Origin of the sequence: Vulgatibacter incomptus, assembly GCF_001263175.1 — a bacterium.
GTDB lineage: Bacteria > Myxococcota > Myxococcia > Myxococcales > Vulgatibacteraceae > Vulgatibacter > Vulgatibacter incomptus.
In genome coordinates this window covers 2,866,124-2,880,397 of record NZ_CP012332.1, presented here as the reverse complement: position 1 = coordinate 2,880,397, position 14,274 = coordinate 2,866,124, and the positions used below count along the sequence as shown (strand labels likewise).

13 protein-coding genes and 1 pseudogene are annotated in these 14,274 nt (G+C 69.8%); 9 read left to right on the top strand and 5 right to left on the bottom strand.

Going from position 1 to position 14,274, the window contains the following annotated elements:
* Positions 1–31 precede the first annotated feature (31 nt).
* Positions 32–1,546, bottom strand: coding sequence for a leucyl aminopeptidase (locus AKJ08_RS11985; RefSeq protein ID WP_050726285.1), 1,515 nt, complete (start codon positions 1,544–1,546; stop codon positions 32–34).
* Positions 1,547–1,653: 107 nt separating this feature from the next.
* On the opposite strand from AKJ08_RS11985, the gene AKJ08_RS11980 reads away from it, so the two are divergent.
* On the top strand, positions 1,654–2,208 hold the full coding sequence (locus tag AKJ08_RS11980; RefSeq protein ID WP_050726284.1) for a hypothetical protein: 555 nt from the start codon (positions 1,654–1,656) through the stop codon (positions 2,206–2,208).
* An 18-nt stretch (positions 2,209–2,226) separates the two neighbouring features.
* Here AKJ08_RS11980 and AKJ08_RS20660 read toward each other — a convergent pair whose 3' ends face one another.
* From AKJ08_RS20660 to AKJ08_RS11970, 3 genes are all read right to left on the bottom strand, one after another.
* Positions 2,227–2,355 carry a hypothetical protein gene (locus AKJ08_RS20660; RefSeq protein WP_276202168.1) on the bottom strand — a complete coding sequence of 43 codons (129 nt, stop codon included), beginning with the start codon at positions 2,353–2,355 and terminating at the stop codon, positions 2,227–2,229.
* A gap of 50 nt (positions 2,356–2,405) precedes the next feature.
* Positions 2,406–3,143: a 3-oxoacyl-ACP reductase family protein gene (locus tag AKJ08_RS11975; RefSeq protein ID WP_050726283.1), complete on the bottom strand. Its 738-nt coding sequence runs from the start codon at positions 3,141–3,143 to the stop codon at positions 2,406–2,408.
* Positions 3,144–3,267: 124 nt separating this feature from the next.
* Positions 3,268–5,010: a phospho-sugar mutase gene (locus tag AKJ08_RS11970; protein WP_050726282.1), complete on the bottom strand. Its 1,743-nt coding sequence runs from the start codon at positions 5,008–5,010 to the stop codon at positions 3,268–3,270.
* A 141-nt stretch (positions 5,011–5,151) separates the two neighbouring features.
* Here AKJ08_RS11970 and AKJ08_RS11965 point away from each other — a divergent pair.
* The 6 genes and pseudogenes from AKJ08_RS11965 to AKJ08_RS11940 all read left to right on the top strand — a co-directional run.
* A pseudogene (locus AKJ08_RS11965) lies at positions 5,152–6,048 on the top strand (ABC transporter ATP-binding protein); the annotation flags it as partial.
* The gene (locus AKJ08_RS11960; protein WP_050726280.1) at positions 6,045–6,866 is read left to right on the top strand and encodes an ABC transporter permease; all 822 of its coding nucleotides are present in this window, start codon (positions 6,045–6,047) and stop codon (positions 6,864–6,866) included. The pseudogene AKJ08_RS11965 and the gene AKJ08_RS11960, both read left to right, overlap by 4 nt.
* Before the next feature lies 1 nt (position 6,867).
* Positions 6,868–7,656: an ABC transporter permease gene (locus AKJ08_RS11955; protein WP_050726279.1), complete on the top strand. Its 789-nt coding sequence runs from the start codon at positions 6,868–6,870 to the stop codon at positions 7,654–7,656.
* A 35-nt stretch (positions 7,657–7,691) separates the two neighbouring features.
* Positions 7,692–8,033, top strand: a complete 342-nt coding sequence (locus AKJ08_RS11950) for a hypothetical protein (RefSeq protein ID WP_050726278.1) — start codon at positions 7,692–7,694, stop codon at positions 8,031–8,033.
* A gap of 226 nt (positions 8,034–8,259) precedes the next feature.
* On the top strand, positions 8,260–9,069 hold the full coding sequence (locus tag AKJ08_RS19345; RefSeq protein WP_157370637.1) for a hypothetical protein: 810 nt from the start codon (positions 8,260–8,262) through the stop codon (positions 9,067–9,069).
* A 56-nt stretch (positions 9,070–9,125) separates the two neighbouring features.
* A complete protein-coding gene (locus AKJ08_RS11940) occupies positions 9,126–9,950 on the top strand; it encodes a class I SAM-dependent methyltransferase (RefSeq protein WP_050726276.1) in 825 nt (274 codons plus the stop codon).
* 97 nt (positions 9,951–10,047) lie between these two features.
* On the opposite strand, the gene AKJ08_RS11935 is transcribed toward AKJ08_RS11940, so the two are convergent.
* Entirely contained in the window at positions 10,048–10,674 is a 627-nt protein-coding gene (locus AKJ08_RS11935) for a transposase (RefSeq protein ID WP_050726275.1), read from the bottom strand.
* A 455-nt stretch (positions 10,675–11,129) separates the two neighbouring features.
* On the opposite strand from AKJ08_RS11935, the gene AKJ08_RS11930 reads away from it, so the two are divergent.
* Complete coding sequence (locus AKJ08_RS11930) at positions 11,130–13,487, top strand: TonB-dependent receptor domain-containing protein (protein ID WP_050726274.1); 2,358 nt, start codon at positions 11,130–11,132, stop codon at positions 13,485–13,487.
* Entirely contained in the window at positions 13,484–14,233 is a 750-nt protein-coding gene (locus tag AKJ08_RS11925) for a hypothetical protein (protein ID WP_050726273.1), read from the top strand. Before AKJ08_RS11930 ends, AKJ08_RS11925 begins: the two co-directional genes overlap by 4 nt.
* The last annotated feature ends 41 nt before the right edge of the window (positions 14,234–14,274 follow it).

Below are 14,274 nucleotides of genomic sequence, written 5' to 3'. Positions count from 1 at the left end.
TCGACGGGAGCGCTCGGTCGAGCGCTCGGCGCTAGGCCTTGGCGTCCAGCCGGCGGACGAGCTCGACGAGGGTGCGGACGCCGACGCCGGTGCCGCCCTTGGTGGTGTAGCCGCGGTCCTTGTCGGAGGTCGACGGGCCGGCGATGTCGAGGTGCACCCAGGGGGTCTCGCCGACGAACTCCTCGAGGAAGTGCGCCGCGGAGATCGCGCCGCCCCAGCGGGCGCCGGAGTTTTTCATGTCCGCGATGTCGGACTTGAGGTTCTCCTTCACGTCGGGGACGAGGGGCATGCGCCAGAAGTCCTCGCCCGCGCCCTTGGCCGCGTCGAGGACGGCGTCCACGAGGGAGTCGTCCCGGCCGAAGGTGCCCACGGTGTACATGCCGAGGGCGACGATGCAGGCGCCGGTGAGGGTGGCGAGGTCGATCACGCCGCGGGGGTTGGCCTCGCAGGCGTAGGAGAGGACGTCGCCGAGCACCAGCCGGCCCTCGGCGTCGGTGTTCGTGATCTCGACGGTCTTGCCGATCCGCGAGGTGAGCACGTCGCCGGGGCGGTAGGCCGTGCCGCTCGGCATGTTCTCGCAGGTACCGACGTAGGCGTAGACCGGGAACTTCGGCTTGATCTCGGTGGCGATCACGTGCATCGCCGCGAAGACGGCGGCGGAGCCCGCCATGTCCGTCTTCATGTCGACCATCGCGTCGGCGGGCTTCAGCGAGAGGCCGCCGGAGTCGAAGGTGATCGCCTTGCCGACGAGGGCGAGGGGCTTGGCCTTGGCAGCGGCCTGTCCCTTGGGGACGTAGCGCACCTCGATGAGCTTCGGCGGCTCGGCGCTGCCCTGGGACACGCCGAGGAACATGCCCATCTGGAGCTGCTCGATCTTCTTCTTGTCGTGCACCTTCACCTGCACGCCGGTGTCCTCGAGGAGCTTCTGGGCGCGCTGCGCGAGGGCGGTCGGCGTGAGGGTCATCGCCGGCTCGTTGACGAGGTCGCGGGCCGCGTTGACGGCGTCGCCGATGGCGCGGCCGAGCGAGAGGGCGCGGTCGAGGTCCGCCTTCTTGCCGGCGGCAGGGGCGACGACGAGGGCCTTGATCTCCTTCTTCGAGTCCTTCTTCTCGCTGCGCCACTTGTCGAAGCGGTATGCACCGAGGGTGAGACCCTCGGACACCGCGCGGAGCTCGTCGGCAGCGTCGGCCGCCTCGGGCAGGGAGATGGCGACCTTGCCGCCACCGATGCGGAGGGCCTCCTTGGCGGCGACGCCAGCAGCGAAGCGCAGGCCCTCGGTGGTGTACTTGCCCTTGTTGCCCAGGCCGATGAGGACGACGTGGGAGGCGGCGAGCTTCCCGTGGGTGTGGAGGACGAGCTTCTGATTGGCCTTGCCGGTGAAGCTCTCGAGCTCGGCTGCGCCGCGGAGCACGTTGCCGAGGGCCGCGTCGAGCGCGTCGAGGGCTGCCGAGCCGCCCTTCTTCGAGAAGGCATCATCGAAGAGCGGGAGCGCCAGGAGGTTGGCTTTGGTTTCAGGGAGGGAAGCGGGGGAGAGCTTGATTTCCACGTTGGCTCCTGTCTTGCGGGCGTCTCATGGCGCTCACGGAAGTCGCGCGGGTTCTACCATACGGGGGGTGGGAGGAATAGATTTCGCGAGGGAACACGGAGGAACGAATGCGACGGAAGGTGCCAGGCGCGAGTCGGGGTGCGATTCGAGAGGGCCATCCGCTCTTCGCGCTCGGCTGGGTCCTCCTCGCCACGGGTGATCTCGTGTTCGGCCCGATCCTTCCTGGATCCACCGTTCAGCTCGGCATGCCCGGCGACGTGCCGATCCAGTGGATCGAGCCAGCTGAGGGGATCGGCTGGGCGCTCGAGGTCGAGGGATCCCTCGTCTCGTCGGGCAACGATCAGCTCGTCCTGGAGCACGGCTTCGGCGAGCCGAGCACGGTGCTCTTCGTGACTCCGGATACGACGTACATGCTCGACGGCCGCGCCGTGACCTTCAATGAGCTGCCGGCAGGCGGGGAGGTGAGGGCGACCTACGATCTGGAGGGCGATCGCCGCGTCGTCACCCGCGTCGACGCGATGCCGCCGGGGCAGGGGCCGCCTCCCCCGAACGCGGCGGAGCCGATCATCCCGAGGGTCGTGGGCGGGAAGCTGGAGCAGGGACTGCCGCCCGCAACCTCGCCGTCGGCGCCCCCGGAGGAGAAGCCCCGAAAGCTCGAGTGACGCTGCCGGCTCGAGTGTCTAAATGGCCATCCCGAGCGCGCCTGCCATCAGCATCCACACGAAGACGACGATCAGCAGCAGCAGGATCAGGCCGATCTTGATCCAGGTGGCGGCGTTCGGTCTTCCCGGGGTGTTCGGCTGCGCCACGATCGGTCTCCCCGCGGCTCGTTGCCTCCCGCGAGGAGCCGCGTCCCTACTTACATGTACATCCCGCCGTTCACGTGAAGGACCTGCCCGGTCACCCAGGCGCCCCCCGGGCCGGCGAGGTAGGCGACGGCCTCTCCCACGGCGCTCGGCTCGCCGAAGCGCCCGAGCGGGATCTGAGCGACGAGCTTCTCCTGCACCGCCTCGGGGACGGCGCGCACCATGGGCGTGTCCATGAAGCCGGGGCAGATCGCGTTCACCGTGATCCGGTCCCTCGCGAGCTCCTTGGCGAGGCTCTTGGTGAGGCCGATGAGGCCGGCCTTGGAGGCGGCGTAGTTCGCCTGCCCGAAGTTGCCCATGGCCCCGACGATCGAGCTGATGCTCACGATGCAGCCCTGCTGCCGATCGCGCATGCCCGGAGAGACCGCGCGGCACAGACGGAAGGCCCCCCGCAGGTTGGTGTCGAGGACCACGTCCCAGTCCTCATCCGAGAGCTTGTGGAGGCTGCGATCCCGGACGAGGCCCGCGTTGTTCACGAGGAGGGTGATGGGGCCGAGCGCCTGCTCGGTCTCCTGGACCATCCGGTCCACCTCGTTCGCCCGGCGGATGTCCGCTTGCACGGGGACGGCGCGCCCCTTGCCCTTGGCCTCGAGCTCGCGGGCCAGCTGCTTCGCCTCTTCCTCCTTCGCGCGGTAGTGGAGCGCGACGTCGTATCCCTCCGCGGAGAGCCGCTCGGCGATCGCACGGCCGAGCGCGCCCGATGCGCCGGTGATCAGCGCCACCTTCCCCATCCCCGCCCTCCTTTGCGAGCCGGCCCGCGAAGGAGCGAGTCCGACGAGAGGGAAGCTATGCAAGCCGGTGGGAGCGAGGAAGCATCCCGCCGGGAGGCCGGGGACGGCGGCCGGGGGCAATGCCTCAGGAGGATGCGAGGGCCGCGAAGTCCCCGGCCAGGCGATCGATCCGCTCCTCTGCGCGCTCGCGGGCGGCCTCCAGCGTCTCCGAAGCCGCCACCGGCTCGCGGACGTCGAAGTAGAACTTGATCTTCGGCTCGGTGCCCGAGGGCCTGGCGATCACGCGGCTGTCTCCTTCGAGGTCGAAGGCGAGGACGTTGGAGCGCGGGAGCGTGAGCTTCGTCTGGGTGCCGTCGGCGCGGGTCGCGGTACCCGTGTGGTAGTCGCGGATCCCCACGACCCGCGCGCCGCCGATCCGCTCGGGCGGCTCGGACCGGAGCCGCGCCATGGTGCGCTCGATCTTCGCGTGGCCTTCGGCCCCCGGCGCCGTGAATCCCTGCTGCCGGGACCGGTGGAGTCCGAAGCGCCGGTAGAGGGCCTCGAGGCGGTCGAGGACGCCGCCGCCTTCCGCCGCGGCGCGGGCGGCGAGCTCCGCGAAGACCGCGGCCGCGCTCACGCCGTCCTTGTCGCGGCAGACCGCGTCGACGCTGTAGCCGAGCGCCTCCTCGAAGCCGAGGACGAAGCGCGTCCCCGTCGCTGCCTCGAGCTCCATGGCGCGGTTGGCGATCCACTTGAAGCCCGTCAGCACCTCCTCGTAGCGGACGCCGCTCGCCCGGGCGATCTCGCCCACCATCGGCGTGGAGACGATCGTGGTGATCACGAGGCGGTCGCCCTTCGCCGGATCGTCCTCGATGAGGTGGCTCGCGAGGAGCGCGCCGATCTCGTTCCCCGTGAGCGTGTGCATGGCCCCGTCCTTCCCGCGGACGGCGACGGCGAGGCGATCCGCGTCGGGATCGTTGGCGAGCACGAGCCCCGCCGAGGTCTCCTCGGCCAGCTCGAGGGCGAGATCCAGCGTGCCCTCCTCCTCGGGATTCGGGAACTCCACGGTCGGGAACGCCGGATCGGGCTCCATCTGCGCCCGGACGACGTGCACGTCCGCGAAGCCGAAGGCGGACAACGCCCGCAGCGCGAGGGCGCCGCCAACGCCGTGCATGGCGGTGTAGGCGATCCTCACGCGGTCGCGTCCCCCGCCGCCCAGCGAGAGGGCGCGGACGCGCTCCAGGTAGGCGGCGATCGTCTCGTCGCCCAGGTCCTCTCGGAGCCCCAGCCGCCGGGCCTCGTCCTCGGACATCCGGGGGATCGAGGCGAGCTCCCCCACGCCCTCGATCGCCTCGGCGATCCCGCGATCGTGGGGCGGAACGATCTGCGCGCCGTTGCCCCAGTAGACCTTGTAGCCGTTGTACGCGGCGGGGTTGTGGCTGGCGGTGACCATGACGCCGCCGGCGGCGCCGAGGTGCGAGACGGCGAAGGCCGTGAGCGGGGTCGGGGCGACGTCCGAGAAGACCCTCGCGAGGATCCCGTGGCCGGCCAGCACGGCGGCGACGTCGTCCTTGGCTGCGTCCGAGAGCCGCCTGCCGTCGTAGCCCACCACGACGCCGCGCTCCTTCGCGTCCGGGACGTGTTCGAGCAGGTAGGCCGCGAGTCCAGCCGTGGTGCGGATCACCACGGAGCGGTTCATCCGGTTGGGCCCGGCGCCGATCAGGCCGCGAAGGCCGGCGGTCCCGAACTCCAGCCTGCCGCCGAAGCGATCGGCCAGGGCGGCCTCGTCTCCCTTGCCGAGGATGTCTTCGAGCTCCTCGCGGGTTTCGGGGTCGGGGTCCTCGGCGAGCCAGGCGCTCGCCATTTCGCGCAGCTTCTCGGCGTCCATCTATCCTCCCATGGGGCATACTCTCCCCTCCGCATGATCTCCGTCCGCAATCTGGTCAAGCACTACAAGGTCCACTCGAGGCCGCCGGGGCTCGCCGCCGCGGTTCGGTCCGTCTTCCGGAGGAGCTTCCAGACCGTCCGCGCGGTGGATGGCATCTCCTTCGAGATCCAGCCGGGCGAGCGGGTCGGATTCCTCGGCCCCAACGGCGCCGGAAAGACCACCACCCTCAAGATGCTCTCGGGCCTCCTGCGGCCCACCTCTGGCGAGGCCCGGGTCGCCGGCTTCCGGCCCGACGCGCGGGAGCGCGACTTCCTCCGGTCGATCATGCTGGTCACCGGGCAGAAGCAGCAGCTCCTCTGGGACCTGCCCCCTGCCGAGACCTTCGAGCTGAACCGCGCCGTCTACGACGTGCCGAGGGCGGAGTATCGGCAGACGCTCGACGAGCTGGTCAATTTGCTCGACCTCTCGGAGTTGATCGGCAAGCCGACGAGACAGCTCTCGCTGGGCGAGCGGATGAAGTGCGAGCTCGCCGCGGCGCTCCTCCACCGGCCCAAGGTGCTCTTCCTCGACGAGCCCACCATCGGCCTCGACGTCACGATGCAGGCGGCGGTCCGCTCGTTCATCCAGTCCTACAACGAGCGCACCGGCGCCACGGTGATCCTCACCAGCCACTACATGGACGACGTGGCCGCGCTCTGCCCCCGGGTGATCGTGATCGATCGCGGCGACCTCAGCTTCGACGGGAGCCTCGACGCCCTCGTTCGGCAGATCCAGCCGGAGAAGCGCGTGATCCTCCGGCTCTCGCAGCCGGTGGAGCGGCTCGCCGTGGAGCGGCTCGGGGGCAGGGTGATCTCCCTCTCCGACGCCGAGGCCAAGCTGCAGGTGGACGGCTCCCGGCTTCGGGAGCTGGTCGCCGCGGCCCTGGCGCACCTGCCGATCGCGGACCTCACGGTGGAGGATGCGCCGCTGGAGGAGGTCCTCGCGGGGCTCTTCGCGAGGGGCCGCGACCGGGGCCGGGAAAGCGCCGTGGCCCGATGAGCTCCTCCGCTGCTCGCCCCCGCCTCGGGCTGCTGAGGGCGATCCCCTCGCTGATGCGGGTGGGCTTCGCAGAGGCGGTGGCCTACCGGGCGGAGTTCCTGGTCTGGATCCTCGCCACCAACATGCCGCTGATCATGCTGCTGCTCTGGTCGGCGGTGGCCAAGGAGGCGCCGGTGGGGCGCTTCGGCGAGGCGGAGTTCGGCGCGTACTTCCTCGCGACGCTCATCGTCCGGCTCGTCACCAGCTCCTGGGTGATCTGGGACCTGAACTTCGAGATCCGCCAGGGGACCATCGGGATGCGGTTGTTGCGGCCCCTCCATCCCTTCGTGTGGTACGCGGCCGAGAACCTCGCGGCCCTCCCCATGCGCGCGATGGTGGCGCTCCCCGTTGCGGCGATCGCGCTGCTGTGGCTGGGGGCCGGCCAGCTCAACCCCGATCCCGTCGCATGGGCGATCGTGCCCGTGGCGCTGATCGGCGCCTGGGCGATGACCTTCTGCGCCATGGCGATGATCGGCTCTCTCGGGCTCCTGTGGGAGAGCTCGCTCAGCGTCTTCCAGCTCTGGCTCGGCCTCTACTTCGTCATCGGCGGCTACGTGCTGCCCCTGGAGCTGCTGCCCGACTGGCTCTACGCCGTGGTGCGGTGGCTGCCGTTCCGCTACCTGCTGTCGTTCCCTGTGGAGACGATGCTGGGGCTGATCGATCGCCGGGAGGCCCTCGGCGCGCTCGCCGTGCAGTGGGGCTACGCGGCGCTCTTCCTCGCAGGGGCCCTCGCCGTGTGGCGGCGGGGCCTCGCGCGTTACTCCGCCTTCGGAGGGTGAGATGCTTCGCTACGCGAAACTCCTCGCCATCCAGCTCCGCGCCTCCGCGCTGCTCTCGCTCCAGTACCGCCTCGACTTCTTCGTCGGCGGCGTGATGTCGCTCTTCTGGACCGCGGCGGCGCTGATCCCGCTGGCCGTGCTCTTCCAGCAGCGGGAGACGGTGGCGGGCTGGACCTGGCACGAGGCCCTCCTGGTCGTCGCCTGGTTCAACGTGCTCAAGGGCGTGCTCGAGGGCGGGGTCCAGCCGGCGCTCCAGAACGTCGTGGAGCACATCCGCAAGGGCACCCTCGACTTCCTGCTGATCAAGCCGGTGGACTCGCAGTTCATGGTCTCCACCTCGCGCTTCGAGCCCTGGAAGGCGGTCGACCTCCTCGGCGGGCTTGCGCTCCTGGGATGGGCGCTCTGGAAGCTGCGGGTCGTGCCGTCGCCTGGCGCGCTCCTGGCGACGGGGCTCCTCCTGGTGGGCGCGGTGGCGATCCTCTACTCGCTGTGGATCCTGGTGGTGAGCCTCGCCTTCGTCGTGGTGAAGATCGACAACCTCTCCTACCTCTTCGCCTCGATCTACGACGCCGCGCGCTGGCCCGCCTCGGTCTATCGGGGGGCGCTCTCGTTCGTCTTCACCTTCGTGATTCCGCTGGCGGTAATGACGACGTACCCGGCGCTGGCGATCCTCGGCAGGCTGGGGCCGGAGCAGGTGCTGGGCGCGCTCGGCGGCGCGCTCGCGTTCTCGCTCGCCGCCCGCATGGTGTGGACGAGGGCGATCGGGCGCTACACCAGCGCCGGCGGATGAGGGATGATGGCCCGCTCGTAGACGGAGGTCTCACGATGATCGAGCGGGCTTTGCTGGGATTCGCGCTTGTGCTGGCGCTGGGTGGTTGCGGCAGAGAGTCGAAGGACGATGGCGATCCGCTCACGCAGGGTGAGCGATGCGTGCTCGTGCAGGAGCAGGCCGAGGCCTGCGTGGAGTCCTTCTGCGCGAGCGGCAAGGCGTCGGCCTTCTGCGGGTGCTACGACCAGGGCCTCGACCTGGATACGAGAACGTGCACCTGCGGCCTGGTCGACTTCTGGAAGGCGCGCAAGACCGAGCTCTGCCCGGAGGATCTCCCGAATAACCCGCGGCTCGACTGCGCCTCGATGAACCTCGCGCAGTACGAGGCCTGCCGGTAGTGGCCGCAGGGTTCGACACGACCAAAACGTGACCGGGAACGAAGCTCCTCGGGAAGTGGGGCATGAGGAGCCTTCGGGGCCGCGTCGCCGGTATATTTGTAGTCGGATTCACGGGTCTCGAAGCCATGCTCGTTTTGGGCGCCGAAGTAGCCGCACCAGATCGATCTTGAGGGGAAAATGATCAAATTGGCGGTTGAGAGCGCTCGCTGGTGACGCAGGCCCAGCCATGACGATTCTTTCAAAGAAGGCGCTTGCCGTGGCATTCGTGTCTGCCCTTCTGGCGAGTGTTTGGGCGGTTCTCTCCGTTAGCTCACCTGGTACGGGCCCTGGTCAATCTGACTTCACGGATCAATCTCCTGAGCGGGTCGTTCAGGGATCGGGGGGCGATATTCGGGATCTACGATTAAAGTTAGAAGCCGGGGGCAGAGCACTCGGGCACCAGCAGGCCGTCGATCTGATTCTGAGATATGGATGGAATGGACCAGATTCGACAATCAGAGGGGTGATGTCCGCTGTCAGGGAGAATCCGGAACCCTATGTGGATGCAATGCGACAGCGAATACCACGATTCGATGCGGAGGTTTCGTCGCGGTATACTATCAATCAGATCTGGGGGGCATCCGGATGGCTAGCTAATGTCAACACGGCTGATAGCTTGGCGTTGATGCGCGAGTGGTACCATTCGCTGGTGGTTCTCGAGGCAGAATGGCTTGAGCCTACAGATGGTAGACGTGAGGCGAGGGCACGTTTCCCTGGCCGAACTGAGCGTGTTGCTGCAGCGCCCGACTGGATGGCTGGCCGGATCCTGGGGTACTACCCGGTCCGAAACGAAGAGTTGCTCCGTAGCGCGCTCGCCCGGCTCTTGACGATGACGAATCGTGAACTTGAGAACTCTGTCGGGTGGATTGAGATTCACTATGCAGGGGACGCCGAGGTGCGGGACGAGATCGAAAAGCTTGCGAAGAGTGCATCTGCTTCTCGCCAGGGGCGACTGGCCATCACGAAGAGAATCCTCGACCGTGCCGGGGAGAAGTGATCGAGCGTCGGAATCCGTGGTATGCGCCGGGGCGTTCTTGACGAGAGGGCGTTCGGATGCGGCGGCAGGTGAAGAGCGGGGCGGTGAAGAGGGAGCTACTCCAGGGGGAGTCGACCAAGCTCCTGCAGGAGCTCCATCTGCTCACGCGCGAGGGCAACCTCAACGCGGACTCCCTGCGTAAGCTCAAGCAGGTGAATCACCTGGTTCAGCTCCTGCAGCCTGCGGTGGAGGACGTGCTCGAGCGCTTCGGCGATCCGGTGGTCGTGGATTGCGGCGCGGGCAAGGGCTACCTCGGCTTCATCTTCTACGAGCTCTTCCTCGCCAAGGCGGAGAAGGGGCGGATCCTGGCGATCGAGGGGCGCGAGGAGCTGGTGCGGGCCGCCCGCGAGCGCGCGGATCGCCTGGGCTTCTCCCGGATGGAGCTCGTTCACTCTCGACTCGAGGAGGCGATGCTGCCTCCTCGGCTCCACCTGGTCACGGCGCTCCATGCCTGCGACACGGCGACGGACGACGCGCTCTTCCTCGCGATCCGCGGGAACGCGGATCACGTGGCGGTGGTGCCCTGCTGCCAGGCGGAGGTCGCGGCTCAGCTCAAGGAGCGGAAGGCGGCGGAGCCGCCGATCTCGAGCCTGTTCTCGCATCCCTGGCATCGGCGGGAGTTCGGCTCGCACCTCACCAACGTGCTGCGGGCCCTCACCCTGGAGGCCCATGGGTACTCGGTGACGGTGACCGAGCTCACCGGCTGGGAGCACTCGCTCAAGAACGAGCTGATCGTGGGCCGGAAGGTGCGGGGATCGAACCCGGCGGCGCGCAAGGAGCTCGATTCGCTCCTCGCTGCGACGGGTGTGCAGCCCAAGCTACACCGCCTTTTGGCGGGCTGACGATCCACCCTTCGAAGCAGGTTCAGGGCGATCCGGCGGGCGGCCGGCAGGCCTTTCCTGCGCTCGACGAGGTCGAGCGTTCGGTCGCAGGGTCGGGTCACGCAGGGGCGGCGCCGCGTACCGAGCGCCACCCGACCCGGAGCAACCAGGTGCGCGGGAGGGCGACGGTCGGGTCTCCAGGGCCAGCCGAATATGGGTCGGCGGACGCCGGCGCCGGCCGACCCTGCCGGAGCGCGTGGATGCGGGCGTTGCCCAGCACGTAGGCGACGGCGTTTCTAACCTCGCGAGGCGTGCTGAGCACGTGCGAGTGGAAGCGGTCGGCAAAGACCTTTCCCTTGCGCTTCATCAGGCGGTTGAGGCCGCGCGCGATGCGCACACACAGGCCCTGCACCCCCCGCGAGAGCGCCTGCCCGTCCTGCGCCTCGACGACGAGGTGGAGGTGGTTCCCCTGCACCGAGTAGGTCGTGAGCCGCATGCCCTTGTGATCCGAGGCCGCGAACAGCGCCTTTTCAAGGATCCGGTAGCAGCGACGCGTCCGGAGGTTCCAGACCTCGTCCCGCATCCGCAAGGTCACGTGGACCGGGTGCCGGCTCGCTAGCGGGCCTCGCGCCGCGTGCGCCACCCCCGCCTTCGGGCCGGCGGGCTTCCTCCCGGCGCCGGCGCGCTTCCCGCCCCAGGTCGGCAGTCGAAGCTCGAGCTGCCTTTCCCTTGTTCGCTTCGCCATCCATTCCCCCGGAAATTTGATTCGGCACTGATTTTCGCACGGTGCGAGAGCGATAGCAAGCTCGCTGCGAAGAAGTGTCACCCATGTCCTCGGGCAGGAGTGTCACCCATGTCCCCTGAACACCTTCGAGTCGTTGCTCGCGGCCTCCCCTTCGACGTTCCGATTGGTCAACTGCGACGCCGGTGCCGCTCTCCTGGAGAACGGCGTGGTCGTCACGGCGGCAGGCAAGGTCTGCGGAGGTCGACGCGCAAGCGGTGGATTCGCGTACGCAGGTCGAAGGACAGCGGACGAGGTCTTTCGCCGCCGGGCGGCAGCGGGGCGCTCGGCCCGCGGACCTCCGATCGAACATGCCCGGGCGGCCGGGCGCTTGATTTCCCGGATGGGGATCTCTATCCCCATTTCGGGCGCCCGTTCTGGCGCCGATCGGTCGCGCGTCCGCGGCCGTGGATCGACGCTTGAAGGTCTCCCCGCTCGCCGCCATCTGTCTCCTGCTCGCCTCGGCCCCGCGCGCGATCGCAGCCGAGGAGCTCGTCGAGACGCCGACCGCAGCCGAGCAGGTCCTCGCGGCGCCGACTCCCGGGACCGCAGCCGAGGAGCCTCTCGCGGCGTCGATTCCCGCCGCAGCCGCGGAGCCCTCCGCGGCGCAGACCCCCGAGACCGCAGAGGAGCCCGTCGCGGCGTCGCCCCCGAAGGCCAGAGCCGTTCCCCGGCCGGCGTCGGAGGACGAGGTTCCCGCCGAGCTCCCCGGCTTCGAGACGACGGTGGTCGGCAAGCGCCCGCCGCCGGCCCCTGTGGCGGCGAGCGATCTCCTGCTCCGGCCGGCGTCGTACCGCGACGTGCCGAGGCGCTCCGCCCAGGAGCTGCTCACGCTCGCGCCCGGGATCCTCCTCAGCAACCACCAGGGCGAGGGCCACGCCTCCGCGGTCTTCCTCCGGGGCTTCGACGCGGGCGAGGGCCAGGACATCGAGTTCCGACTGGAGGCGGTCCCGCTCAACGAGCCCTCGAACCCCCACGGCCACGGCTACGCCGACACCCACTTCATCATCCCCGAGCTGGTCGAGTCGGTGCGGGTGGTGGAGGGGCCCTTCGACCCGGCCCAGGGCGACTTCGCGGTGGCGGGGAGCGTGGAGTACCGCCTCGGCCTCCCCGAGCGCGGCCTCCGGGTGCAGGGCGGGCAGGGGACCTACGGAGCCCAGGAGCTGACCATGCTCTGGGGCCCCGGGGACTCCGCGCCGAGCGGCACCTTCGTGGGCGTGCTCCTGAGGCGCGGCGACGGCTTCGGCCCAGCGCGTGCCTACGCCGGCGGCTCCGCGATGGCCGGCTACGAGCACCGCTTCGACGACAGGACCCGCCTGCGGCTGGTGGGGACGAGCTACGCCACGAGCTTCGACAGCGCCGGCGTCATCCGCGTGGACGACTACGAGGCGGGGCGGCTCCCCTGCGGCTCCGATCGGGACAGCCAGTTCTTCTGCGCGTACGACCCCGGGCAGGGCGGCGAGAGCTCCCGCCACGGCTTCTTCGCGACCTTGAGCCGGCAGGAAGCCTGGCAGGACGCGAGCCAGACGATCTTCTTCTCGAGCCGGCGCCTGCGCCTGGCGGAGAACTTCACCGGCTACCTCTTCGACGATCCGCTCCAGCGGGGCGACGGACAGGAGGAGCTGTACTCGGCGTTCACCGTCGGCCTCCGGGGGAACCTCGTCCTCCGCCGCGAGGTGGCCGGGCTCCCGCAGGAGCTCGAGGTCGGCTACCTGGCGCGGTACGACGACGGCGAATCCACGATCCGCAAGCTGCGCCGCCCCGGTGGGGATCCGTACTCCACGAGCCTGGACAATGCGCTGCGGGTGACGAACCTCGGGGCGTATGCCGCCGCCCGCACGAGGCTCACGGGTTGGTTCCGGCTCGCCGGCGGATTCCGCGTCGACTCCTTCTTCTTCGACGTCACGGACCGCAACCGGCCCACCGAGACCCGCGCCGGTCCCCGGGAGCCCACGCAGGAGCTCGGGGCGAACGGCCTGGCCCTCGAGCCGAGGCTGACCGCCATTGTCCGGCTGGCCGATGGACTGGACTGGATCACGAGCTACGGCGTCGGGGTTCGGTCGTCCGATGTCGCTGCCCTCTCGGACGGCGAGTTCGCGCCCTTCGCAAGGGTGCGCGCCGCCGAGACCGGCCTCGTCCGCCAGGGAGAAGCGCTGGTCCCCTACCAGGCCCGGCTGGTCGCGTTCACCACGAGGGTCGATCGCGACCTGGTCTTCGACGAGAGGCATGCCCGGAACGTCTTCGTGGGCGCCTCGAGCCGCTACGGCGCCCTCGCCGCCGCACAGGTCGAGGCCGGGCGCTGGCTGGCGACCCAGGGGAGCTTCACCTGGACCGAGGCCCGGCTGTCGCCGGACGGCGCCGGCTTCTGGGCGATCGACGCGGGGGCCAGGCTCCCCTACGTGCCTCGGTGGGTGGCGCGCGTGGACGCGGCCTTCCGCAGGCGGATCGCGGTCGCGGGCGAAGAGCTCCCGGCGAGCGCCGCGGTCGGCGTCAACTGGATCGGCGCGCGGCCCCTCCCCCTGGACAGGCTGGGCGACCCAGTCCTCACGGTGGACGTGGGCGGCCGCGTCCGCTGGGGGATGGTCGAGGCGGGCCTCCAGGTGACGAACCTCCTCGACGCTCGCTACTACGCGGCGCAGTTCAACTACGCCTCGAACTTCGCGGCGTCGGACGCCACGCCATCGCGGGTAGCGGCGCTCCACTTCGCGGCGGCGCCGCCCCGGATGGCGCTCTTCACTTTGAGTGTGATTCTCGAGAACGACAGGATGGGACCATGAAGCGGATCTGGGTCGCCCTCGCCCTCGCGGCCTGCGCATGCGGCGGGAGCGGGACCGGTGGCAGGGAGGTGGGCTTCGCCCTCGGCGCGGAGTCGGTGCCGAGGGGCGACGCGGCGCCGGGCCGGTTCACGAACCGCCTCGGCTGGGACGTGAGCCTGGAGGAGGCCCGCATCGCCGTGGGGCCGATCTACCTCCTCACCAACCCGCCTCCGTCGGCGCGCAACTTCCGGCTCCTGGACTGGATCGCGCCGCGGGCCTACGCCCACTCGGGCTTCGACGACTTCGACGGGGGCGAGGTGAAGGGCGAGCTCCTCACCCAGTTCGTCTTCGACGCCCTGCACGCGGGCGTGCAGCCGATCGCCGACCTTCGGGGGATCGCCGGGCCGGTGCGGGCGGTGAACCTGGGCCTCGAGCCGCCGAAGCCCGGCACCGACGGGCTCCACGGCCACCACGCGTGGGTGGTGGGCACCGCCACCCGCGGCGAGGAGACGGTCCGGTTCCGGGGCGGCCTCGACCTCCCGGAGGGCACCTTCCGCAAGGTCGTGGGCATCCCCGCCGACGTGGAGCTCGACGACGGGAGCCTCGTGGTCCTCGAGCTGCACCTGGAGCGCTGGTTCGACGAGGCAGATTTCTCCACGCTCGGTCCCGCCGACGCCGAGGGCGTTCGGACGATCGCTCCGGATGGCCAGGTCCGAGGCGCGTGGTTCATCGGCGCCCGGGGCTACGGGACCTTTTCGATTCGCTGACCGACGCGCGACCGCGCGACTGCGCGGCCATGACGGGACGC